The 19,012-nt window shown below is 68.5% G+C and carries 19 protein-coding genes and 1 pseudogene; 13 read left to right on the top strand and 7 right to left on the bottom strand.

All coding sequences use genetic code 11. The annotated features are described in order from the left end of the window. From GPY60_RS03270 to GPY60_RS03230, 9 genes and pseudogenes are all read left to right on the top strand, one after another. Nucleotides 1-330 carry a hypothetical protein gene (locus tag GPY60_RS03270; protein ID WP_156686298.1) on the top strand — a complete coding sequence of 110 codons (330 nt, stop codon included), beginning with the start codon at nt 1-3 and terminating at the stop codon, nt 328-330. Continuing rightward, on the top strand, nt 327-1,577 hold the full coding sequence (locus GPY60_RS03265) for a metal-dependent hydrolase family protein (RefSeq protein WP_156686169.1): 1,251 nt from the start codon (nt 327-329) through the stop codon (nt 1,575-1,577). The genes GPY60_RS03270 and GPY60_RS03265 overlap by 4 nt, the downstream gene beginning before the upstream one ends. Before the next feature lie 4 nt (nt 1,578-1,581). After that, a complete protein-coding gene (locus tag GPY60_RS03260) occupies nt 1,582-2,034 on the top strand; it encodes a MarR family winged helix-turn-helix transcriptional regulator (protein ID WP_156686167.1) in 453 nt (150 codons plus the stop codon). Between the two features lie 139 nt (nt 2,035-2,173). Continuing rightward, a pseudogene (locus GPY60_RS03255) lies at nt 2,174-2,455 on the top strand (2Fe-2S iron-sulfur cluster-binding protein); the annotation flags it as partial. Nucleotides 2,456-2,483: 28 nt separating this feature from the next. Beyond that, nucleotides 2,484-3,227 carry an SDR family NAD(P)-dependent oxidoreductase gene (locus GPY60_RS03250; RefSeq protein ID WP_156686164.1) on the top strand — a complete coding sequence of 248 codons (744 nt, stop codon included), beginning with the start codon at nt 2,484-2,486 and terminating at the stop codon, nt 3,225-3,227. Between the two features lie 24 nt (nt 3,228-3,251). Then, nucleotides 3,252-4,520: an aromatic ring-hydroxylating oxygenase subunit alpha gene (locus GPY60_RS03245; RefSeq protein ID WP_156686162.1), complete on the top strand. Its 1,269-nt coding sequence runs from the start codon at nt 3,252-3,254 to the stop codon at nt 4,518-4,520. 3 nt (nt 4,521-4,523) lie between these two features. After that, the gene (locus tag GPY60_RS03240; RefSeq protein ID WP_156686160.1) at nt 4,524-4,859 is read left to right on the top strand and encodes a hypothetical protein; all 336 of its coding nucleotides are present in this window, start codon (nt 4,524-4,526) and stop codon (nt 4,857-4,859) included. Then, entirely contained in the window at nt 4,856-5,701 is an 846-nt protein-coding gene (locus tag GPY60_RS03235; protein ID WP_156686158.1) for a TauD/TfdA dioxygenase family protein, read from the top strand. Before GPY60_RS03240 ends, GPY60_RS03235 begins: the two co-directional genes overlap by 4 nt. A 32-nt stretch (nt 5,702-5,733) precedes the next feature. Continuing rightward, the gene (locus GPY60_RS03230; RefSeq protein ID WP_156686156.1) at nt 5,734-6,045 is read left to right on the top strand and encodes a DUF4286 family protein; all 312 of its coding nucleotides are present in this window, start codon (nt 5,734-5,736) and stop codon (nt 6,043-6,045) included. 15 nt (nt 6,046-6,060) lie between these two features. Here the strand turns inward: GPY60_RS03230 and GPY60_RS03225 are convergent, their stop codons facing one another. Continuing rightward, nucleotides 6,061-6,321 carry a hypothetical protein gene (locus GPY60_RS03225; protein WP_156686297.1) on the bottom strand — a complete coding sequence of 87 codons (261 nt, stop codon included), beginning with the start codon at nt 6,319-6,321 and terminating at the stop codon, nt 6,061-6,063. 433 nt (nt 6,322-6,754) lie between these two features. Between GPY60_RS03225 and GPY60_RS03220 the strand changes: the two genes are divergently transcribed. Then, nucleotides 6,755-10,033 carry a helix-turn-helix transcriptional regulator gene (locus GPY60_RS03220; protein ID WP_156686296.1) on the top strand — a complete coding sequence of 1,093 codons (3,279 nt, stop codon included), beginning with the start codon at nt 6,755-6,757 and terminating at the stop codon, nt 10,031-10,033. A 15-nt stretch (nt 10,034-10,048) separates the two neighbouring features. Here the strand turns inward: GPY60_RS03220 and GPY60_RS03215 are convergent, their stop codons facing one another. The 4 genes from GPY60_RS03215 to GPY60_RS03200 all read right to left on the bottom strand — a co-directional run bounded on the left by GPY60_RS03215 (nt 10,049) and on the right by GPY60_RS03200 (nt 14,126). Next, complete coding sequence (locus GPY60_RS03215; protein ID WP_156686155.1) at nt 10,049-11,368, bottom strand: aromatic ring-hydroxylating oxygenase subunit alpha; 1,320 nt, start codon at nt 11,366-11,368, stop codon at nt 10,049-10,051. A gap of 15 nt (nt 11,369-11,383) precedes the next feature. Further along, nucleotides 11,384-13,147: an N-acyl-D-amino-acid deacylase family protein gene (locus GPY60_RS03210; protein ID WP_156686153.1), complete on the bottom strand. Its 1,764-nt coding sequence runs from the start codon at nt 13,145-13,147 to the stop codon at nt 11,384-11,386. Nucleotides 13,148-13,244: 97 nt separating this feature from the next. Beyond that, entirely contained in the window at nt 13,245-13,685 is a 441-nt protein-coding gene (locus GPY60_RS03205) for an ATP-binding protein (protein ID WP_156686151.1), read from the bottom strand. Between the two features lie 63 nt (nt 13,686-13,748). Then, entirely contained in the window at nt 13,749-14,126 is a 378-nt protein-coding gene (locus tag GPY60_RS03200; RefSeq protein WP_156686149.1) for an STAS domain-containing protein, read from the bottom strand. A gap of 359 nt (nt 14,127-14,485) precedes the next feature. Here GPY60_RS03200 and GPY60_RS03195 point away from each other — a divergent pair, with 359 nt between their 5' ends. The 3 genes from GPY60_RS03195 to GPY60_RS03185 all read left to right on the top strand — a co-directional run bounded on the left by GPY60_RS03195 (nt 14,486) and on the right by GPY60_RS03185 (nt 17,134). After that, nucleotides 14,486-15,592 (top strand): catalase family peroxidase, encoded by a 1,107-nt coding sequence (locus GPY60_RS03195; RefSeq protein WP_304610687.1) that lies wholly within the window; start codon nt 14,486-14,488, stop codon nt 15,590-15,592. Next, entirely contained in the window at nt 15,589-16,152 is a 564-nt protein-coding gene (locus GPY60_RS03190) for a cytochrome b (protein WP_156686148.1), read from the top strand. Before GPY60_RS03195 ends, GPY60_RS03190 begins: the two co-directional genes overlap by 4 nt. 88 nt (nt 16,153-16,240) lie before the next feature. Continuing rightward, nucleotides 16,241-17,134 (top strand): fructose bisphosphate aldolase, encoded by an 894-nt coding sequence (locus GPY60_RS03185; protein WP_156686146.1) that lies wholly within the window; start codon nt 16,241-16,243, stop codon nt 17,132-17,134. A 136-nt stretch (nt 17,135-17,270) separates the two neighbouring features. Here GPY60_RS03185 and GPY60_RS03180 read toward each other — a convergent pair whose 3' ends face one another. Together GPY60_RS03180 and GPY60_RS03175 are read right to left on the bottom strand one after the other, a co-directional pair. Further along, a complete protein-coding gene (locus GPY60_RS03180) occupies nt 17,271-18,344 on the bottom strand; it encodes a DUF190 domain-containing protein (protein WP_156686143.1) in 1,074 nt (357 codons plus the stop codon). Nucleotides 18,345-18,351: 7 nt separating this feature from the next. Then, on the bottom strand, nt 18,352-18,933 hold the full coding sequence (locus GPY60_RS03175; RefSeq protein WP_156686142.1) for a TetR/AcrR family transcriptional regulator: 582 nt from the start codon (nt 18,931-18,933) through the stop codon (nt 18,352-18,354). Nucleotides 18,934-19,012 lie beyond the last annotated feature (79 nt).

Here is a 19,012-nt window from a genome sequence, read left to right as displayed (position 1 = left end):
GTGAACGCCAAGCTGCCAAGCGAATTCGCGGACCTGGAGCCGTTTTCGGCCTGGTGCCTGGACAGCGAGCCCCAGCGTTATCGCAAGCGGTTGAACAGCTCCATGGCCGAGATGCAGGCGTTCTACGACGCCATCACGCCGCGCGCCGAGGAGGCCATTGCCCACTGCGACAAGTTCCCCCTCGACGACCTGCCCGAGGACGTCACCAACCTGATGCACCTGCTGTACTCGATGATCATGGTGTCGTTTCCGGTGGAGTGCTGGAAACAGCCGCGCGTGCCCGACTCCGGCGCCTCGAGCCTCGACTGCGTCTCCGAACCCGTCCCGTGACCATCGTGCTGCGGGCCGACCGCTGGGCCGACGTCGACGGCGGTGCGGTCCGCTCGCCGGCCGTCCTGGTGATCGAGGGCAACCGGATCGCCGCGGTCAATCCCGCTGAGGCGCCACCGGATTCGGCGACTGAGATCGACCTGGGCGACGTGACCCTGCTGCCGGGCCTGATGGACATGGAGCTGAACCTGCTCATCGGCGGTCCCGGCGGACCGGAGGGCTTGCCCAACCCCATGCACGGTGTCCAAGACGATCCTGCGTACCGCACGCTGCGTGGTGCCGTCAATGCCCGCACCACGCTGGACGCCGGCTTCACCACGGTGCGCAACCTGGGCCTGATGGTCAAGACCGGCGGCTACCTATTGGACGTGGCGCTGCAGCGGGCGATCGATCAGGGCTGGCACGCCGGGCCGCGGATCATCCCCGCCGGCCACGCCGTCACTCCCTACGGCGGCCACCTGGACCCGACGGTCTTCCAGCGGCTGGCGCCGGGCATCATGCCGCTGACCGTGGCCGAGGGCATCGCCAACGGCGTGCCCGACGTTAGGGCCTGCGTGCGCTACCAGATTCGGCACGGCGCCAAGCTGATCAAGGTGTCTGCCTCGGGCGGCGTGATGTCGCACAGCACGGCGCCGGGGGCCCAGCAATACTCCGACGAGGAATTCGCCGCGATCGCCGACGAGGCGCATCGCGCCGGCGTCCGCGTCGCCGCGCACGCCGTCGGCGACAGCGCGATCCGCGCCTGCATCCGGGCGGGCATCGACTGCATCGAGCACGGTTTCCTGGCGACCGACGACACGATCCAGATGATGGTCGACCACGGCACCTTCCTGGTCTCGACCACCTACCTCACCGACGCGATGGCCGTCGACCGGATAGCGCCCGAGCTGCGCAAGAAGGCCGACGAGGTCTTTCCCCGGGCGAAAGCCATGCTGCCCAAGGCCATTGCCGCCGGGGTGCGGATCGCCTGCGGAACCGACGCGCCGGCTGTCCCGCACGGGCAGAACGCGAAGGAGCTGTGCGCGCTGGTCGAGCGCGGGATGACGCCCATGCAGGCGATCCGTGCGGCGACCGTGACCAGCGCCGAGCTCATCGAAGCCGAACACGAGCTGGGCCGCCTCGCGGCGGGCTACCTCGCGGACATCGTTGCGGTGCCGGGCGATCCGTCGCGCGACATCGCGAAGACCCTCGACGTGCGGTTCGTCATGAAGGACGGGAACGTCCACCGGCTGGAGAAGGGCGCGTGACGGCGTGGAGCTCACCGACAACATCTTGTGGCTGCTCAAGCAGGCGTTCCACTTCTCCCTGACCACGGTGAACGAGGCCATCAGCTCCCACGGCGTGACGACGGCTCAGATCGGGCTGATGCGCCAACTCGCCAACGAACCCGGCCTGTCGGGCGCGGAACTGGCCCGTCGGCTGCTGATCAGCCCCCAGGGCGCCCAGCTTGCGCTGTCGGCGCTGGAACGCCGCGGTCTGGTCGAGCGCAAGCAAGACCCGCAACACGGCCGAATCATGCAGGCGTATCTCACCGACGAGGGGCGGGCCATCACCACGGCGGTGCTGGCGGACGCGCTCGCCGCGCACGAGAGAGTCTTCGGGGTACTCAGCGCCGACGAACAGCAACTGCTGCACGACCTGCTGGCCCGCGTCGTCGAAAAGGGAACGGGCCATGCCCTTTTCACCGACCACGCCGACTCCTAGCCTGCCGTGGACGCAATCGAGACGCGCAGGAACCTCTATGTCAAGTACTTGATACATACGACAAGTACTTGATACTCTCGCCGTGATGGGAAACGTGGGGACGAATTGCGACGCAACGGCTACTCAGCACAATGCCGCGGGCACGACGACCGAGCAGGTGACGATTCAACTCGATCGGCGGACCACGACCGTCGGCTACCGGCACGGCGACACCCTGCTGCAGACGGCGCGGATGGCCGGCCTGGCCGCACCCTCGTCCTGCGAAGTCGGAAACTGCGGGACGTGCATGGCGCAGTTGACCGAGGGCAGCGCGCGGATGATCAACAACGACGCGCTCACCGACGAGGAAGTGGCCGAGGGCTGGATCCTGACCTGCCAGTCGCTGCCGACCAGCCGATCGGTCACGGTGGTCTACGAGTAACGGGACGGCAGCCATGAATCACGGGCGTTTGACACGGGTGGCGGTGGTCACCGGCGGCGCCTCCGGCATGGGCGAGGCCACGTGCCACGAGCTCGGCCGGCGCGGACACAAGGTGGCGGTGCTCGACGTCAATGGCGAAGCGGCGCAACGGGTTGCCGAAGACCTTCGCGCCGGAGGAATCCAGACGCTCGGCGTGGCGGCCGACGTCTCGAACCGCCCCGCGGTGGAGGAGGCCTTCGCCAAGGTGCGAAGCGAGCTCGGACCGGTGACGATCCTGGTGACCAGCGCCGGATTGGTCGGCTTCGACCGGTTCCTCGACATCACCCCCGAGTCCTGGTCGCGCATCATCGACGTCAATCTGACCGGGACGTTCCACTGCTGCCAGGTGGCGCTGCCCGACATGCTCGATGCGGGATGGGGCCGCATCGTCATGATCTCGTCGTCGAGCGCGCAGCGGGGGTCGCCGCGCATGGCGCACTATGCGGCTTCCAAGGGTGCGGTGATCACACTGACGAAGTCGCTGGCCAACGAGTACGCGGCAAAGGGGATCACGGTCAACAACATTCCCCCGTCGGGCATAGAGACCCCGATGCAACGGCAGTCGCAGGACCAGGGGCACCTGCCGTCCAACGACGCCCTGGCCAGTCGCATCCCCATGGGCCACCTCGGCACCGGCGCCGACATCGCCGCTGCCGTCGGCTTTCTGTGCTCGGACGAGGCCGGCTTCATCACCGGCCAGGTGCTGGGCGTCAACGGCGGGGCCGTGATGTGAGTCAGCGACAAGAGGAGGTTTCTGATGGGTCGGTGGCCTAAGCCGGCGGAGGGCAGCTGGACCGAGCATTATCCCGAGCTCGGCACCGGGCCGATCTCCTTCCGGGACTCGACTTCGCCGGAGTTCTACGAACTCGAGCGCGAGGCGATCTTCAAGCGCGCCTGGCTCAACGTCGCCCGGGTCGAGGAGCTCCCGCGCGTCGGCAGCTACCTCACCAAGGAGATCGAGGCCGCGCGCGCCTCGGTCATCCTGGTCAAGGACCGGGACGAGGTCATCCGGGCCTTCCACAACGTCTGTCGCCACCGCGGAAACAAACTGGTGTGGAACGACTTCCCCAACCGGGAGACCAGCGGCGTGTGCCGGCAGTTCACGTGCAAATACCACGGGTGGCGCTACGGGCTCGACGGCGCGCTGACGTTCGTGCAGCAGCCTTCGGAATTCTTCGACCTCGACACGGCCGACTACGGCCTGCGCCCGGTGCACTGCGACGTGTGGAACGGCTTCGTCTTCATCAACCTCGACGAGCGTCCGCGTCAGGGCCTGCGCGAATTCCTGGGCCCGATGATCACCGCTCTCGACGACTACCCATTCGGCAAGCTCACAGAGCGCTACGACTTCTTGGCGCACAACAACAGCAACTGGAAGATCTTCGCCGACGCGTTCCAGGAGTATTACCACGTCCCGGCCCTCCATCCCCAGCAGGTTCCGTCGGCCGTACGCGATCCCAACGCCGGGTTCGAGTGCGCGCACTTCGGAATCTCTCGCCCGCACCGGGTGGTGTCGACCGCGGGTACCCGCCGCTGGCTCATGGCGCCGGAGTACATGTACCCGATCGAAAAGGCAACCCGCAGTGGCCTCGTCGGGCCGTGGCGCACGCCCGATATCGGCGAGCTGCCCGCCGGCCTGAACCCCGGCGGCATCGAGCCGTGGGGCATCAGCAACTTCCAGATCTTCCCAAACCTCGAGATTTTGATCTACGGCGGCTGGTACCTGCTCTACCGGTACTGGCCGACGTCGCACAACACGCACCGGTTCGAGGCCTACACCGCCTTCCACCCCGCACGCAGCGTGCGCGAACGGATCGAGCACGAAGTGGCCGCCGTGGTCCTCAAGGAGTTCGCGCTGCAGGACGCCGGAATGCTCGGCGGCACGCAGGCGGCCCTGGAAACCGGCATCGTCGACGCATTTCCGCTGAACGACCAGGAAATCCTGGTGCGTCATCTGCACAAGGAGGTCGTCGACTGGGTCGAGCGATATAAGCGCGAAACGCGACCACAACCGGTGGGGGTGTGAGCCATGGCTGACACTCTGCTGCCCAGCGCGTTCGCCGAACTCGAGGTGTTCGCGCAAACCTGGTGTCTGGCAACAGAATCCGAACGCTGGAACCAGCGGATGGCCAGTGACATGGTCGAGATGCGGGAGTTCTACGACGCCTTCTTCCCGAGACTCGAGGAGGCGATCGAGTATTGCGACAAGTTCCCCCTCGACGGCATGCCCGACGATGCACTACATCTGCTGCACCTCATCTACTCGTTGGTGATGGTCGCGATGGCGGTCGAGATCTTCGGCCAGCCCAAGCCCACCGACGCCGCCGACGCCGTCCTCGATCGCATCGGTGAACCGACGCCATGAGCCTGCTGAGCATCAACAAGCTGACGTCGTCGGTCGGCGCCGAGGTCGCGGGAATCGACGCCGACCCGTTGACCTGCGACCCAGTGCTCGCCGACGCGGTGATGGAGGCTCTGGAAGACAACGGAGTCTTGGTGTTCCCGAGGCTGGGTATGAATCCCGAGGTGCAGGTGCGGTTCTGCCGCCGGTTGGGCGAGGTGGACCATTCCTCCGACGGCCACCATCCGGTGGCGGGCATTTACCCCATCACCCTGGACACGTCGAAGAACTCTTCGGCCGCGTACTTGCGGGCCACCTTCGACTGGCACATCGACGGCTGCACTCCCATCGACGACGAGTGCCCACAGAAGGCCACCGTGCTGACCGCCGTTGCGGTCGCCGAGCGCGGGGGTGAAACGGAGTTCGCCAACTCGTATGCGGCGTACGAAGAGCTGAGCGACCAGGAGAAGCGACGGTTCGGTGCTCTGCGAGTGGTGCACTCCCTGGAGGCATCACAGCGCCGCGTGACCCCCGATCCCACTCCCGAGCAACTGCGCCGGTGGCGGCAACGGCGCACGCACGAGCATCCGCTTGTGTGGACGCACCGCAGCGGCCGTAAATCGCTCGTGCTGGGCGCCTCCGCCGACTACATCGTCGGCATGGACCTCGAGGAGGGTCGCGCCCTGCTTGCCGAGCTGTTGGACCGCGCGACCACTCCCGACAAGGTCTATCGGCACAGCTGGGCGGTGGGTGACACCGTGATGTGGGACAACCAGGGCGTCCTGCACCGCGCGGCGCCCTACGATCCGGACTCCTCACGAGAGATGCTGCGCACCACCGTCCTCGGCCACGAACCGATCGAGTAGCCGGTCCACCCCCCAGACGCGAGGAGCAACACATGGCGAAGTCAATTCTTCTTGTCGAAACCCGGCCGGAGTCAGCACAACTCGTCGACGAGTACAACAAGTGGCACGACGATGTGCACATCCCGGAGATGCTGACGATTGACGGCTTCAGCTCGGCTCGGCGCTGGCGGGCCGAGGACGGGCAGTCTTTCATCACGCTCTACGAGATCGACGCCGACGTCGACACGGCCAAGGCGAACCTGCGGGCCGCGTATCAAACCGGCCGGATGTCCAAGCCGGTCGCGGTCCAGTCGGAGCCGCCGCCGGCCCTGCGCTATTTCAGCCTGGTCAGCGAAGCGCCCTAGCGGGCGGCCGGCGACTCACAACTGCGCACCCTGCTGGGCCAGGTTCAGCAGGACGTAGGCCATGCAGAAGAGGAAGTTCAGCACCACCAGCACCAGGCCGGCGAACATCAGCGAGCGGGTGCCCTGTCGCTTGAAGCGCCTGTACCGGGCGCGGCGCGCTTCACGCTGGAGCTGAATCGCGATGAGGGCGAAACTGACGTCGGTCACTTCGTTGTCGGGGACCGGTGCGCCCGCGAGCATCGCCCGGAGCCGCTCCGGTGCGGTCCGCACCCCCACGCGCTCGAAGTGGTGACAGAGGCGCCGCGCTCGCCGGCGACCAAGTGCCTGGCATCGCATTTGTACTTGATGCATGAGGTGCCGCCGTTCGTAGCCCCAGGCGTCGGACGGACTCGTCACAAGCCGGGATTCTAATTCGCCATTACCCGTTTTCGGGAGTACTGAACCGATTCCTTCGCACCAGTTTTTGTCGCGCGTGGATGGGCACAACGCACATTCGCCGAGGCGCGAAAGTCCTGTGACGGATGTTGCTGTTGTGCGCCAGAGCGGGCGCACTGGCCACATCCGCCACAGCGGTCTCGGCGCCCGGGCGAGTGGCAGAGTGCCCGCCCACGCGCGCGGAGGAACAAGCACCTACGGGTTTTCACTGATGTTTGCGGCCGCAACGCGGGTGATGCTGGCTAGCATGACCGACATTGGTCGGCGCGCGGACATGCCGCCGGTGAACTGGAGCGAGTTGGGCGTGGGCGAGCTGCCAACCGGCACTGTGACGCTGTTGCTCGCCGATGTCGAGGGCTCGACACGACTGTGGGAGACCCAACCCGACGAGATGACCGAGGCGGTCGCCCGCCTGGACCGCACCCTGACGGACTTGCTGGCGGATCATGGCGGGGTACGGCCCGTAGAACAGGGGGAGGGCGACAGCTTCGTGGTGGCGTTTGCCCGCGCGAGTGACGCCGCCGCGTGTGCCTTGGGTCTGCAGCGCGCGCCGCTGGCGCCGATCCGGCTGCGGATCGGCGTGCACACCGGGGAGGTGCAGTTGCGCGACGAGGGCAACTACATGGGTCCGACCATCAACCGCGCCGCGCGCCTGCGCGACCTCGCCCACGGCGGGCAGACAGTGCTGTCGGGAACCACCGAGGACCTGGTCGTCGACGCCCTTCCCGCCGACGCGTGGCTGACCGATCTCGGTAGGCACGAGCTGCGCGGTGTCGCCCGCCCCGAGCGGGTCGTGCAGCTGTGCCACCCCGATATCCGCAACGACTTTCCGGCGTTGCGGACATCGAAACCCATTGTGGGAGAACATTTGCCGGTGCAGCTCACCAGTTTCATCGGCCGCGCCAAGGAGATCGACGAGGTGCGGCGGAGCCTCGACGCCAACCGGCTGGTCACCCTGACCGGCGCCGGCGGTGCCGGTAAGACGCGGCTGGGGATCCAGGTGGCGGGCCAGGCGGCCGCCGAGTTCGGTCACGGAGCGTGGTATGTCGACCTGGCGCCGATCGCGGATCCCGATCTGGTGCCGGTCGCGATGGCGGGTGCCCTCGGCCTGACGGATCAGTCGAGCAGATCGACGACGGACACGTTGATCCGGTTCGTGAAAGACCGGCGGATGCTGGTGCTCCTGGACAACTGCGAGCACGTTCTCGACGCGACCGCCGAGCTGACGACCGCACTGCTGAGCGCGTGTCCGCAGTTGGTGCTGCTGGCCACGAGTCGTGAGCCGATCGGGGTGGCCGGCGAGGTGACCTGGCGGGTGCCGTCGCTGTCGCTGGACGACGAGGCTGTCGACCTGTTCGTCGACCGGGCGTGGCGGGCGCGATCCGATTTCACCATGAGCGACGAGCACCTTACGGCGGTGCGCGAAATCTGCCGTCGCCTCGACGGCATGCCGCTGGCCATCGAACTGGCCGCGGCGCGGGCGCGGGCATTGTCCCTCGAGGAAATCCTGGACAGCCTCAATGACCGATTCCGCTTGTTGACCGGGGGACGGCGCACCGCGGTGCGCCGCCAGCAGACGCTGCGCGCGTCGGTGGACTGGTCCCACGCGCTGTTGACCGACCCCGAGCGGGCGCTCTTTCGACGGCTTGCGCCCTTCCTCGGTGGCTTCGACCTTACCGCCGCCCGTGCCGTCGCCGCCGGCACCGACGTCGAGCGCTATCAGCTCCTCGACCAGCTGACGTTGCTGGTGGACAAGTCGCTGGTGGTGGCGGACAACCCCGGCGGCCGGACGCGCTATCGGCTACTCGAAACGGTGCGCCAGTACGCCCTGGAAAAGCTCGGCGAGTCCGGGGAAGCAGACGCCGTGCGGGCGCGTCACCGCGACTACTACACCGCGATGGCCGCCGTACTCGACGCTCCCGCGGCCACCGGCCACCAGCGGCGCGTCGAGCAGGTGGAAGCCGAGATCGACAATCTGCGTGCGGCGTTCGCCTGGAGCCGCGAAAACCGTGACGCCGAACTCGCACTGCAGCTCGCGTCGTCGCTGCAGCCGCTGTGGCTCACCCGCGGTCGCCTGCGCGAGGGAATGAACTGGATCGACGAGGCCTTGGCCGACATGCACACCGACCACTCCCAGGTCGCGCCGGCCGTGGCGGCGTGGGCGCTGGCCGACGCGGCACTGTTCGACGGCTGGGTCGGTGTGCCGGAGCGCAAGGAGCAGGCCGCCCAGGCCCTTGCCATTGCGCGCCAACTCGACGAGCCGTCTCTGTTGGTCCGCGCCCTCACCGCCTGCTTCGCTACGGCCGCCTTCGACCCCGACCACGCGGCCGCCTACTTCGCCGAGGCGATCGAGTCGGCACGCGCTCTCGGCGACAAATGGCGACTCAGTCAACTGCTCGGCTTTCAGGCCTATGCGGCGATGATGGCCGGTCTCCCGTTCACGGAGCACGGGGCAGTGGAAGGGCGCGACCTGGCCGACACGATCGGTGATCGGTTCGCTTCGGGTCAGTGCCGCTTGTGGGGACTCGCCGGAGGACGCGCGGTTCGGGGAGACCTCCACGGCGCTGAGGAAGAGATGCGCGAGGTAGTCGCCGACGCCGACGCCGCCGGTGACGTGTTGACCAAGTTCAACGCCCTGATAACGCAAAGCTTTGTGTTGGGCTGGCAGGGCAAGACAACAACGGCGCTCACCGCGGCCCAAACGGCGGTCGAGTCCGCCGCCGATCTCGGCGCGGCGATCGAGGGGCTCGGCTACCTGTCGTTGAGCGCCGCACACCTGGCCGGGGGCGATGTCGCGGCGGCGCAGCACGCCCTCGATGAGGGCTATCGTCGCGTGGCGGCCGCCGACTTCTCCATGACGAACATGTTGTGGCGAGCCGAAACCGAGCTTGCGGCAGGCGATGTCGTTGCGGCCCGGCTATCGGCCGATCAAGCGGTGTCGGCCACCTCGGGAATGTTCCGGGTGAAGGCGCTGAATGCTCGTGCCCGCGTGGCCCTCGCCGAAGGAAATGCCGAAGCCGCCGAGCGCGACTTACACGACGCGCTGACGTGCGCGGCGGAGATCAAGCTAGAGCTTGGCGTACCCGACGTTTTCGACTGTCTTGGGCGCGTGGCCGCGGATGCCGGGAGCTACCCCGAAGCGACCCGTTTGTTCGGTGCCGCGGAGGGCATGCGGCAGCGCACCGGCGAGGTGCGGTACGCGATCTACCAGGCCGGTTACGAAGAGTCGGTGAGCTCATTGCGAGATGCGATGGAGCCAAACGACTTTGACGCCGCCTGGACCGAAGGCGCCGCGCTGTCCACGGCGGAAGCGATCGCCTACGCGCAGCGCGGCCGCGGCGAGCGCAAGCGCCCCTCGACGGGCTGGGCTTCACTCACCCCAACCGAGTTGGACGTCGTCAAACTCGTCGGGGAAGGCTTGGGCAACAAGGACATCGCCACACGGCTTTTCGTCTCACCGCGCACCGTCGAGACCCACCTCACGCATGTCTACGCCAAGCTTGGCCTGCGTTCGCGCGTCCAACTCGCCCGAGAGGCCGCGCGTCACGCCTGACGCGTCGACCGGTATTCAGCCGCCGGTCATCCGCTCGGACTGCGGCAGGTCGAGGTAGCACTCGAGGTTGCGGTGCATGTTGATCACCCGCCGCTCCTCGCTGGAGAGCACCAGATGGGTGAAGCCGGGCTGGTGCATCCCACGCTGCAGGCCGGCAAGAATTTGGATGTCCTGCGTGAGGACGATCCCGGGCTCCGCTTCCCCGGCGGTCGTGCGCATGTCGGCGGGCTTGTTTCGTGGCGCGCCGGGCGCCATCCGCATCATCAGGAACATGACCAGCTCGCCGTGATCGGGGTCCGGGCCCGGTCGCGAGCACATGACGGTCAGGTGGTCGGCGTTGGCCAGCAACGTCATGTTCGGGAAGACGTTGTATTGGTGCAGCCGGGTGACCCGGTCGGTGTCGGCCCAGGAGAGGTCCACCCCGCGGCTGGCCGCGAACGCGCGCGTGCGTTCCGCGATCACGTCAGCGACCGTCTGACCCGGCTCACGTTCGTCCACGGGGAACGGCGCGCCCTCCGCCGCGCCCATCAGCGCGCCCTGGGTGTAGACGTAGGCGTCCCACACCTCCTCGTCGCTCAGCGCGCCGCCGAAGCGCGGGCTCTGCACCCCGTAGGGCTGGTCCGACTTACCCGTATGACCCCAGATCCGTTGGGGCGCATGGATATCGTCGACGCAGCGCAGCAATTCCGGGTGCAGCGTCTGGACGTGGTAGGTCTCGCTGTAGCCGTCGGCGATGGTCTTCCAGTTCGCCTCGACCTCGACGGTCAGCGTTGCGTAGCAGCGGAAGTCGCCGAGCCGGCACCAGGCGATGTCGTCGGGCACCGCCTCCAGATAGTCGGCCAGCGGCATCGCTCTCATGTCGAGGTTGACGAAGACGAGCCCTTCCCACGTGTCCACCCGGGCGGGCAGCAACGGGAAGTCCGACAGCCGCAGCGAGCCGAACCCCTTGCGGCCGGGCACCCGTTTGAGCTCGCCGGCGAGATCCCACGTCCAGCCGTGGTAGCCGCACTTGAGCTCACGCAGCCCGGAGCCCGAACCCACACAGAGCGAGTTGCCGCGGTGCCGACAGGCGTTCTGAAAGGCGCGCAGCACCCCGTCGTCGCCCCGCACGATGAGCACACCGTATGGGCCGCAACGGTATTCGAAGTAGTCGCCCGGCTCGGCGACATGGTCGACCATGCACGCGAGCTGCCAGACGCGCGGCCACATCCGCTCCGTCTCGAGCGCGGCGAACCCGGGGTCGTAGTAGCGTTCGGCCGGCACGCGGAACGGCGTTTCCGGCGGGGTGCCGATCGCATCCTCGTCGCGGGTGAGGGCCGGGTTGCCGGCGGTCACGGTACCGCGGAACCCTCAGCGCGCCCCGCGCACCAGGCGGCCGGGGCGGGCCCCGGTGTCGACATCGTCGCGCCGCGTCACCGCCCCGCTCACGACCGTCGCCTTGTATCCGCTGGCGCCCTGCAGGATGCGGTTTCCGCCGGCGGGCAGGTCGTAGGCCATTGCCGCCGGGTGCAGCCGGATCTTGTCCATGTCGATGACGTTGATGTCGGCCTTCTTGCCGGGCTCGATGGTGCCGCGGTCGGTCAGCCCGAACAGGTGCGCGGTGTCGCGCGACTGCTTGCGGATCACGTACTCCAGCGAGAGCTTCTCGCCGCGGCGGCGGTCCCGCGCCCAGTGCGTCAGCAGGAACGTCGGATAGGAGGCGTCGCAGATCATCCCGCAGTGCGCGCCGCCGTCGGACAGGCCCAGCACGCCGGCGGGGTGCATCAGCATCTCGCGGATGGCGTCGCAGTTGCCGTCGGCGTAGTTGTACAGCGGCAGCATCAGCATGGAGGTGGCATCCGCCTCGAGCATCAGGTCGTAGAGCGTCGACAGCGGATCCTCACCGCGCGCCTGGGCGATCGCGGCCACCGTGCGGTCGGGCGTGGGCTCGTAGTCGGGCGGGTTGCCCAGCGCGTACAGCCGGTGCAGGGAGTGCTGCACGAGGGCGAACATGCCGTCGAACAGCATGGTCGGGTCGACGGGCAGGTCGTCCTCCGAGAGGATCGCGGCCTTCACCGCGGGGTCGGCGAGGCGCTGCGCGAGTTCCTCGCGGCTGCATTCGGCCTTGAGCTTGCGGTAGGTCGGCCGGTGGCTGAATCCGTGGTGGCCCTGGAAGCCGATCATCATGCCGAACGGGCGCGCCGCGACCTGTGGGTAGAGCCGGCTGCCCGCCGCGTGCGCGTCGGCGGAGAGGTCGAGTTGCTCGCGCCAGAGCTTCGGGTCGGCGTCGACCTGGATGAGCGCGAACGAGACCGGGCGATCGATTTCGCCGGCCAGCCGCCGCATCCACTCGAGTTCCTTCTTGGGGGCGACGATGTCCTCGCCGGCCACGCCCTGCGGCGCGAGCTCGAAGACGGCCTGACCGCCGGCCGCCATCGCGCGGCCGAGACCGAACAGCTCGTCCTCGGCGGCGTAGGTGCCGGGCACGGGTTCGCCGTCCATCGCGCGGTGGCCGAGTGTGCGCGAGGTCGAGAACCCGAGCGCGCCGGCCTCGACGGCCTCCTGAACCAGCCGGGCCATCGCCGCGATGTCCTCGGGCGTGGCGGGCTCGTTGCGGGCGCCGCGTTCGCCCATCGCGTACGCGCGGACGGCACCGTGTGCCACCTGGCTGCCGACGTCGACCGCGAACTTCCGCGTGCCGATGGCGTCGAGGTATTCGGGGTAGGTCTCCCAGCCCCAGGTGATGCCCTCGGTGAGCGCGGTCCCGGGGATGTCCTCGACGCCCTCCATCAGCTCGATGAGCCATTGCTCCCGCCCCGGCCGGACGGGGGCGAAGCCGACCCCGCAGTTTCCCACCACCACGGTGGTCACGCCGTGACCGCTCGACGGCTCCAGCAGGCTGTCCCAGCTGACCTGTCCGTCGTAGTGGGTGTGGATGTCGACGAATCCGGGGGCGACGACAAGCCCGGTCGCATCGATGGTTTCGGCCGCCTCGGCCTTCTCGAGGCCGCCCCCGTCTGCGGCCCGGCGGACGACGTCGACCTCCTTGCCGTCCCTGATGCCGACGTCGGCGCGGTAGCGCTCGGCGCCCGTGCCGTCGACGACGGTGCCGCCGGTGATCTTCAGGTCGAACATGGGTCACTCCTCGCGCCGGACGGCTATTTCGCTACTTGACGTAGCGTATCCCTCACGGCGCTCGGGCGACAGGCCACACGACCGATTTCTGGAACTGTCAACGGTCGCGGGTGAGGCCGGACCAGATCAGCTTGACGCGGGTGCCGCCCGGCGTGCGGTCGATCGTGACCTCGTCGGCGAGCGTCCGCATCAAGGGGATCCCTCGCCCCCGCAGTTGCTGCAGCGCCCCAGCGGCCTGCGGCACCTTCTCGCGCCAGCGGCCCTCGTCGTCGACGCGGACCGCGAGGGTGTCGGAGTCGGCGTCGTAGGCCGCCGTGACGTCCAGCGTCCCGGGTCCGGGCGCATCGACGTAGGCGAACTCCGCGGCGTTGGCGATGGCCTCGTTCACGGCCAGCAGGACGTCGTTGAACCGCTCATCGTCGAGCGAGAAACGTCCCTTCAGCCACGCGGAAAACTCCGCCCGCGCCCGCGCGGCGCTTCGTGCGTCGGCGGAAACTCGCGTTCGCGCGAAGCGGGATCGGTCGTCGATGTCAGGCATGTTGTTCGGCCGGTGATCAGAGCGTCCCAACGGTTCCAGCTGCGTTCCCACCCCGGTAGACGCTCACCGATCGGCGATGTCGCTCAGCGCGTCGTCGAGCGTGCTGTACAGGGGCAGGACGCTGTCGATGCCCATCAGCTTGATGGGCCGGCTGGTGGCCGCCCCGTGCGCCACCACGGCGAACCGGGTGGGCGGCTCGACCTCGGCCTGGGCGGTGACCAGCACGGTCATCCCGGCCGACGCGAGGAAGTCGACTTTGGACAGGTCCACGATCAACGCCGCGGGCCGGGCCGCCAGGGCCGTCTGAATCGCCTCGGTCAGTTGCGGGGCGCTGAGCATGTCCACCTCGCCCGCGACGGTGAGCACGACCGCTTGGTCAACCTGCTGTTTGCCCACCTGGAACGGCGTCGGACCGACTGTTTCCCCGAATTGTTCGACCATGCTGTATCTCACATTCGTCTCTGCGGCACACCGCTCGCTCTCCCAAAGACCACCGCTGACCAGGGCTGTTGATTCAACCCCGCGGAAACCGCCTGGTTATGAAGCGAGCGCACTCCTCGATTCACCGAGTGCTGCGCGGCCACATGCATTCAGTTGATTGTAGGACACGTGGCGCGCCACGCCGGTAGCGCTGCGCCCGCGGGGCGGCCACTCGCCCGTACGACGCGTCCGATCGACCGAACGAAACGCCGCGTCGGCACGTGGTTTGACCGGGAGTTGCGACCCCAGCGGTTGCGCGCGGCGCCGACTCGTGAGGGATTGATCGCAGACCATTTGATCGGCCCGGGAAGGACGGTGGCATGGAGACCGATGGAGACGCGGACGAATCGCCACACGCGCCCTCCGGTGCGCTGACGCGTCGGCACGCCCTGCTCGGGATGGGGGCGGTCGCGGGGTTCGCGGCGGTCGACGTGGGCGCGTTCGCCTACGCCGGCGACTGGCTGCGGCCGGGGCCGCTGAGCACGCTGACGCCGTCCGGGTTCGCCGACCGGTTCGAAAGCGTCTACGGCCGTCACGACGGTTTCCGGCGCAACCACGCCAAGGGGCTCAGCGCCACGGGAACGTTCACCAGCACCGGCGCCGGCGCGGAGCTGTCCCGCGCGGCGGTCTTCCGGCCGGGCGCCGTTCCCGTCGTCGCCCGCTTCTCCCTGTCGGGCGGCCTGCCGGACCAGGCCGACAAGCCGGACACGGTGCGCGGGCTGGGCTTGCTCTTGCAGAGCTCGGACGGGCAGCAGTGGCGGACGGCGATGATCAACATCCCGGTGTTCCCGGACAGCACCCCGCAGGGGTTCTACGAGCGCTTACTCGCATCCAAGCCGGTGCCCGCGACGGGCAAGCCGGACCCGCAGGCGATGGCCGCGTTCCTCGCGCGTCACCCCGAGACGGCCGCGGCGATGAAGATCATCAAGCAGGCCGCGCCGAGTGCGGGGTTCGCCGACAGCGCCTTTCACTCGCTGAACGCCTTCCGCTTTACCAACGGTGCCGGCGTCACGGTCCCGGTGCGCTGGTCGGTCGTTCCGCAACAGGGGTCCGACGTGGCGCCGTCCCCGGCACAGGATTACCTGTTCGACGATGTCATCCGCGCACTCGCTCGGCGCCCGCTCGCGTGGCGGCTGGTGCTCACGGTCGGTGAGCCCGGCGACCCGACCGACGACGCCACCAAACCCTGGCCGCCCGCGCGGCGAACCGTCGACGCCGGCATCGTCACCCTCGACGCCGTGCAGACCGAAGCCGCCGGCAACGCCCGCGACATCAACTTCGACCCGCTCGTGCTGCCCGACGGCATCGCCGCCTCCGACGACCCCCTGCTTGCCGCGAGGTCGGCCGTCTACGCGCGCTCGTTCACCCGGCGCGCCGAGGAGCCGAAGTCGCCCAGCGCGGTCAACGTCAGTGAGGTCCTCAAATGACAGCGGAAAAGGCTTCGGCGCCAGCTCGTTTCGCGCTCTCGTCCCGCATCCTGCACTGGCTGATGGCGCCGATGGTGATCACACAGCTGCTGATCGGCGTCGCCATGGTCGCGTCGCTGGCGCTCTATCCGCTGCTGCTGGCCATCCACCGGCCGCTCGGCGTCGCGATCCTGCTGTTCGCCGTCGTGCGCCTGGCCAACCGGTTCGCCCACCGGCTGCCGCCCTTCCCCGCCAGCATGGGCCCCGCCGAACGGCGGGTCGCGTCGTTGTCGGAGTACCTGCTGTACGCGCTCCTGCTGGCGCAGCCCCTGACCGGCTGGGCGATGCTGTCGGCGGCCCGGCTACCCGTCATCCTCGTCGGCAGCCTCCACCTGCCCGCGATCGCGCCGCGCAACATCGACGTGTATGCGGCGCTCCGCCAGCTGCACGGCGCCCTTGCCCTCCTGCTTTTCCTGGCGTTCACCGCCCACGTCTGCGCGGTGCTGTTCCACACGTTCGGCCTGCGCGACCGGCTCCTCGATCGGATGGCGGTATGGCCCACCCGCAAGTCGGCGCCGTAACCGGGTCGGCGCCGAGTTACGGCCGCTAGCCGACGGCATATGATCGGCCGAGATCGAGCCTGGGGGCCACGAGGGAGTGGAGAGTTTCATGCCGAACGAGAAGCAAGCCGAACGGATGACGTCGGGCCAAGGATTCATCGCGGCGCTCGACCAGAGCGGTGGCTCGACGCCAAAGGCTCTTCGCCTGTACGGCATCGAGGAAAGCGAATACTCCTCCGAGGAGGAGATGTTCGACCTGATCCACCAGATGCGGTCGAGGATCATCACCTCGCCGGTCTTCAACGGCGACCGGGTGCTCGCGGCGATCCTGTTCGAGCAGACCATGGACCGCGAGATCGCGGGACAGAGGTCGACCACCTACCTGTGGGAAACCAAGGGTGTGGTGCCGATCCTCAAGATCGACAAGGGCCTGGCCGAGGCCTCGCACGACGTGCAGCTGATGAAGCCGATGCCCGGCCTCGATGGTCTGCTGGAGCGGGCCGTCGGCAAGGGAGTCTTCGGCACCAAGGAGCGGTCGGTGATCGGCGGCGCCAACGCCGACGGCATCGCGGCGGTGGTCGCCCAGCAGTTCGAGGTCGCCCATCAGGTGCTGTCGCATGGCCTCGTGCCGATCATCGAACCCGAGGTGACCATTTCGATCCCGGACAAGTCCCAGGCCGAGGAGATGTTGCGCGACGAGATCACCAAGCAGCTCGAGACGGTGCCGGACGGCCAGCGGGTGATGCTCAAGCTGAGCCTGCCCAGCGAGGTCAACTTCTACCGCCCGCTGATCGAGCACCCGAAGGTCATGCGGGTGGTGGCCCTCTCCGGCGGCTATTCGCGCGAGGAGGCCAACGAGCTGCTGGCCAAGAACACCGGTTTGATCGCCAGCTTCAGCCGCGCGCTGACCGAGGGGCTGTCGGTCGACCAGTCCGACGAGCAGTTCAACGCGACGCTGGACGAGGCGATCCAGTCGATCTATGACGCTTCGGTCGCCGGCTGACTTCTCTTAATAACGGGTCGCCGCCATCGGTCTCGCGGTGATCGCGAGCGCGGCGTGGCCGGGCGATGCGGGTCGCCGCCATCGGTCTCGCGGTGATCGCGAGCGCGGCGTGGCCGGGCGATGCGGGTCGCCGCCATCAATAGTTGTGATGGGCCAGGGGAGGCCTGCCGTTCTCGCCCTCGTCCGACACCAGTGCGGGCACCATCTCGCTGGTGACGAGGCCCTCGTCGCGGGTCAATTCGTCGACCACGTCGAAGGATTCGGCGATGTTGGCGGGGGTGTCGACGACGATCGTGACGACGGGGACGCGCCGGCTCAGCGCGAGCAGTCGGTCGCCGTGCGGCCGGTGATCGCCGTGGAAACCCCACACACCGCGCAGCACCGTGGCGCCGTCGGGTGTGCTGCGCGCCCACAGCCGCTGGATCAGCGCCCGGTGGATCGGCACGCCGCCGTGGAGGGCCGATTCCGAGGTGTACACCATCAGCTTCTGCCATAGCGGCAGCCCGCGCTCATCGGTGCCGGGCAGGGCGTGCGGCCGTTCGAGGAGTTCGCCGTCGCGCTTGCACACGCGGACCCGTTCCAGGGTGATCATCGGCTGCTCCAGCAGACCGGCGAGCTCCGGCAGCACCCGTCCGATGCGCTCCCCGGAGCCGACCGCGACGATCATCATCGGGACGTCGGTGTTGCGTCCGAAGAACCGGGCGCGCCGGCGCTCCCCGCGGGCGGTGCCGTCGACGCCGAGAAATACCGAGGCGCCGGCGAGTTGGCGCCGATGCATGAGGTCGCAGAGCGCGACGTACGCGGGCACGCCGTCGACCCGCTCCCTGCGCCCGACGTAGATGGTGAGCTTGACGGCCTCGTGCAGCTCGTCGGCCGGCCGTACCGGCCCGATCCCGTCGCGCAGCAACCGCGCCCGCTCGAGGGTGACGAGGCCGCGCTGCTTGACGGCGAGCACGGGGTCGAGCAGCGCCTCGATCCTGGGCCTGGTGTCGACCGCCACGATCGCCACGGGCGGGTCCTCGGACAGCGTCAGCGACTCGTCGGTCCTGAGCAGGCGGCCGGACCCGAAACCGCCGATGCCGCGCAGCACGATGCTGGTCGCGATGTTGTGGCGTCCGTAGAGGCCGAGCAGAGCGTCGGAGACGAAGCCGTCGCGGTTGCGGCGTCGCTCGGCCAGGTAGGCGGTCAGCTTCAGGCAGTCGTCGTCCACTCGGCTCCTACGCGTGGTTCAGCGCGTCGACGATGAGCCGCGTCGTCAGCTCAGCGCGCCGACGCGAATAGTGCTGGGCACCAGAGATTATCGGGTACACCACCCCGCCGACGATGGCGTCCGCGGCCGACTCGGCGGCCGCCTCGTCGATGCCGTCGGCCAGCAGTCGCGCCCGCACGCTGTCGTGCAGCGGCGCGCTGAACCCGGAGCGCAACCGAATGGCGGTGTCCTCGTGCTCCATGCAGGCGACGGTCAGGATGCGCAGCATGGCCGAGCCGCGGGCCGTCGTGAGGCTGGCGACGAGCCTGCCCACCCAGCGCACCAGGTCCTCGGCCAGGTCGCCGGTGTGGTTGACCGACGCGAGGATCGTGTCGGCGTCCTCGAGCATGACGTCGGCGACGAGCGCGGGCCGGCTGGGCCACCAGCGATAGATCGTCTGCTTCCCGACGCCCGCGCGTGCGGCGACCGCCTCGATCGTCAGGCCGTCGAATCCGCGCTCGAGCAACAACTCCCGGGTCGCTGTGACGATCGCGGTGCGCGACCGCTCGCTGCGGCGCCTGGGGGCGCTCGCCCGAGTGTCGGTCGGCATCCGCTGATCCCCGCTTCCTCGGGCCCGGCCCAGCTTTACATCTCACAGGGCGCGCCGTAATGTCCCCACAAGACGAGAC

Origin of the sequence: Mycobacterium sp. Marseille-P9652, from assembly GCF_902652685.1 — a bacterium.
Lineage (GTDB): Bacteria > Actinomycetota > Actinomycetes > Mycobacteriales > Mycobacteriaceae > Mycobacterium.
The sequence above is the reverse complement of the archived record's forward strand: the minus strand, read 5'-3'. Positions and strand labels throughout refer to the sequence as shown.

Excerpts from the sequence above, each read along its gene's own strand:
- GPY60_RS03245 (WP_156686162.1), top strand. The coding sequence starts at position 3,252 with ATGGGTCGGTGGCCTAAGCCGGCGGAGGGCAGCTGGACCGAGCATTAT.
- GPY60_RS03240 (WP_156686160.1), top strand. The coding sequence starts at position 4,524 with ATGGCTGACACTCTGCTGCCCAGCGCGTTCGCCGAACTCGAGGTGTTC.
- GPY60_RS03235 (WP_156686158.1), top strand. The coding sequence starts at position 4,856 with ATGAGCCTGCTGAGCATCAACAAGCTGACGTCGTCGGTCGGCGCCGAG.
- GPY60_RS03230 (WP_156686156.1), top strand. The coding sequence starts at position 5,734 with ATGGCGAAGTCAATTCTTCTTGTCGAAACCCGGCCGGAGTCAGCACAA.
- GPY60_RS03220 (WP_156686296.1), top strand. The coding sequence starts at position 6,755 with ATGCCGCCGGTGAACTGGAGCGAGTTGGGCGTGGGCGAGCTGCCAACC.
- GPY60_RS03210 (WP_156686153.1), bottom strand. The coding sequence starts at position 13,147 with ATGTTCGACCTGAAGATCACCGGCGGCACCGTCGTCGACGGCACGGGC.
- GPY60_RS03205 (WP_156686151.1), bottom strand. The coding sequence starts at position 13,685 with ATGCCTGACATCGACGACCGATCCCGCTTCGCGCGAACGCGAGTTTCC.
- GPY60_RS03200 (WP_156686149.1), bottom strand. The coding sequence starts at position 14,126 with ATGGTCGAACAATTCGGGGAAACAGTCGGTCCGACGCCGTTCCAGGTG.
- GPY60_RS03195 (WP_304610687.1), top strand. The coding sequence starts at position 14,486 with ATGGAGACCGATGGAGACGCGGACGAATCGCCACACGCGCCCTCCGGT.
- GPY60_RS03190 (WP_156686148.1), top strand. The coding sequence starts at position 15,589 with ATGACAGCGGAAAAGGCTTCGGCGCCAGCTCGTTTCGCGCTCTCGTCC.
- GPY60_RS03185 (WP_156686146.1), top strand. The coding sequence starts at position 16,241 with ATGCCGAACGAGAAGCAAGCCGAACGGATGACGTCGGGCCAAGGATTC.
- GPY60_RS03175 (WP_156686142.1), bottom strand. The coding sequence starts at position 18,933 with ATGCCGACCGACACTCGGGCGAGCGCCCCCAGGCGCCGCAGCGAGCGG.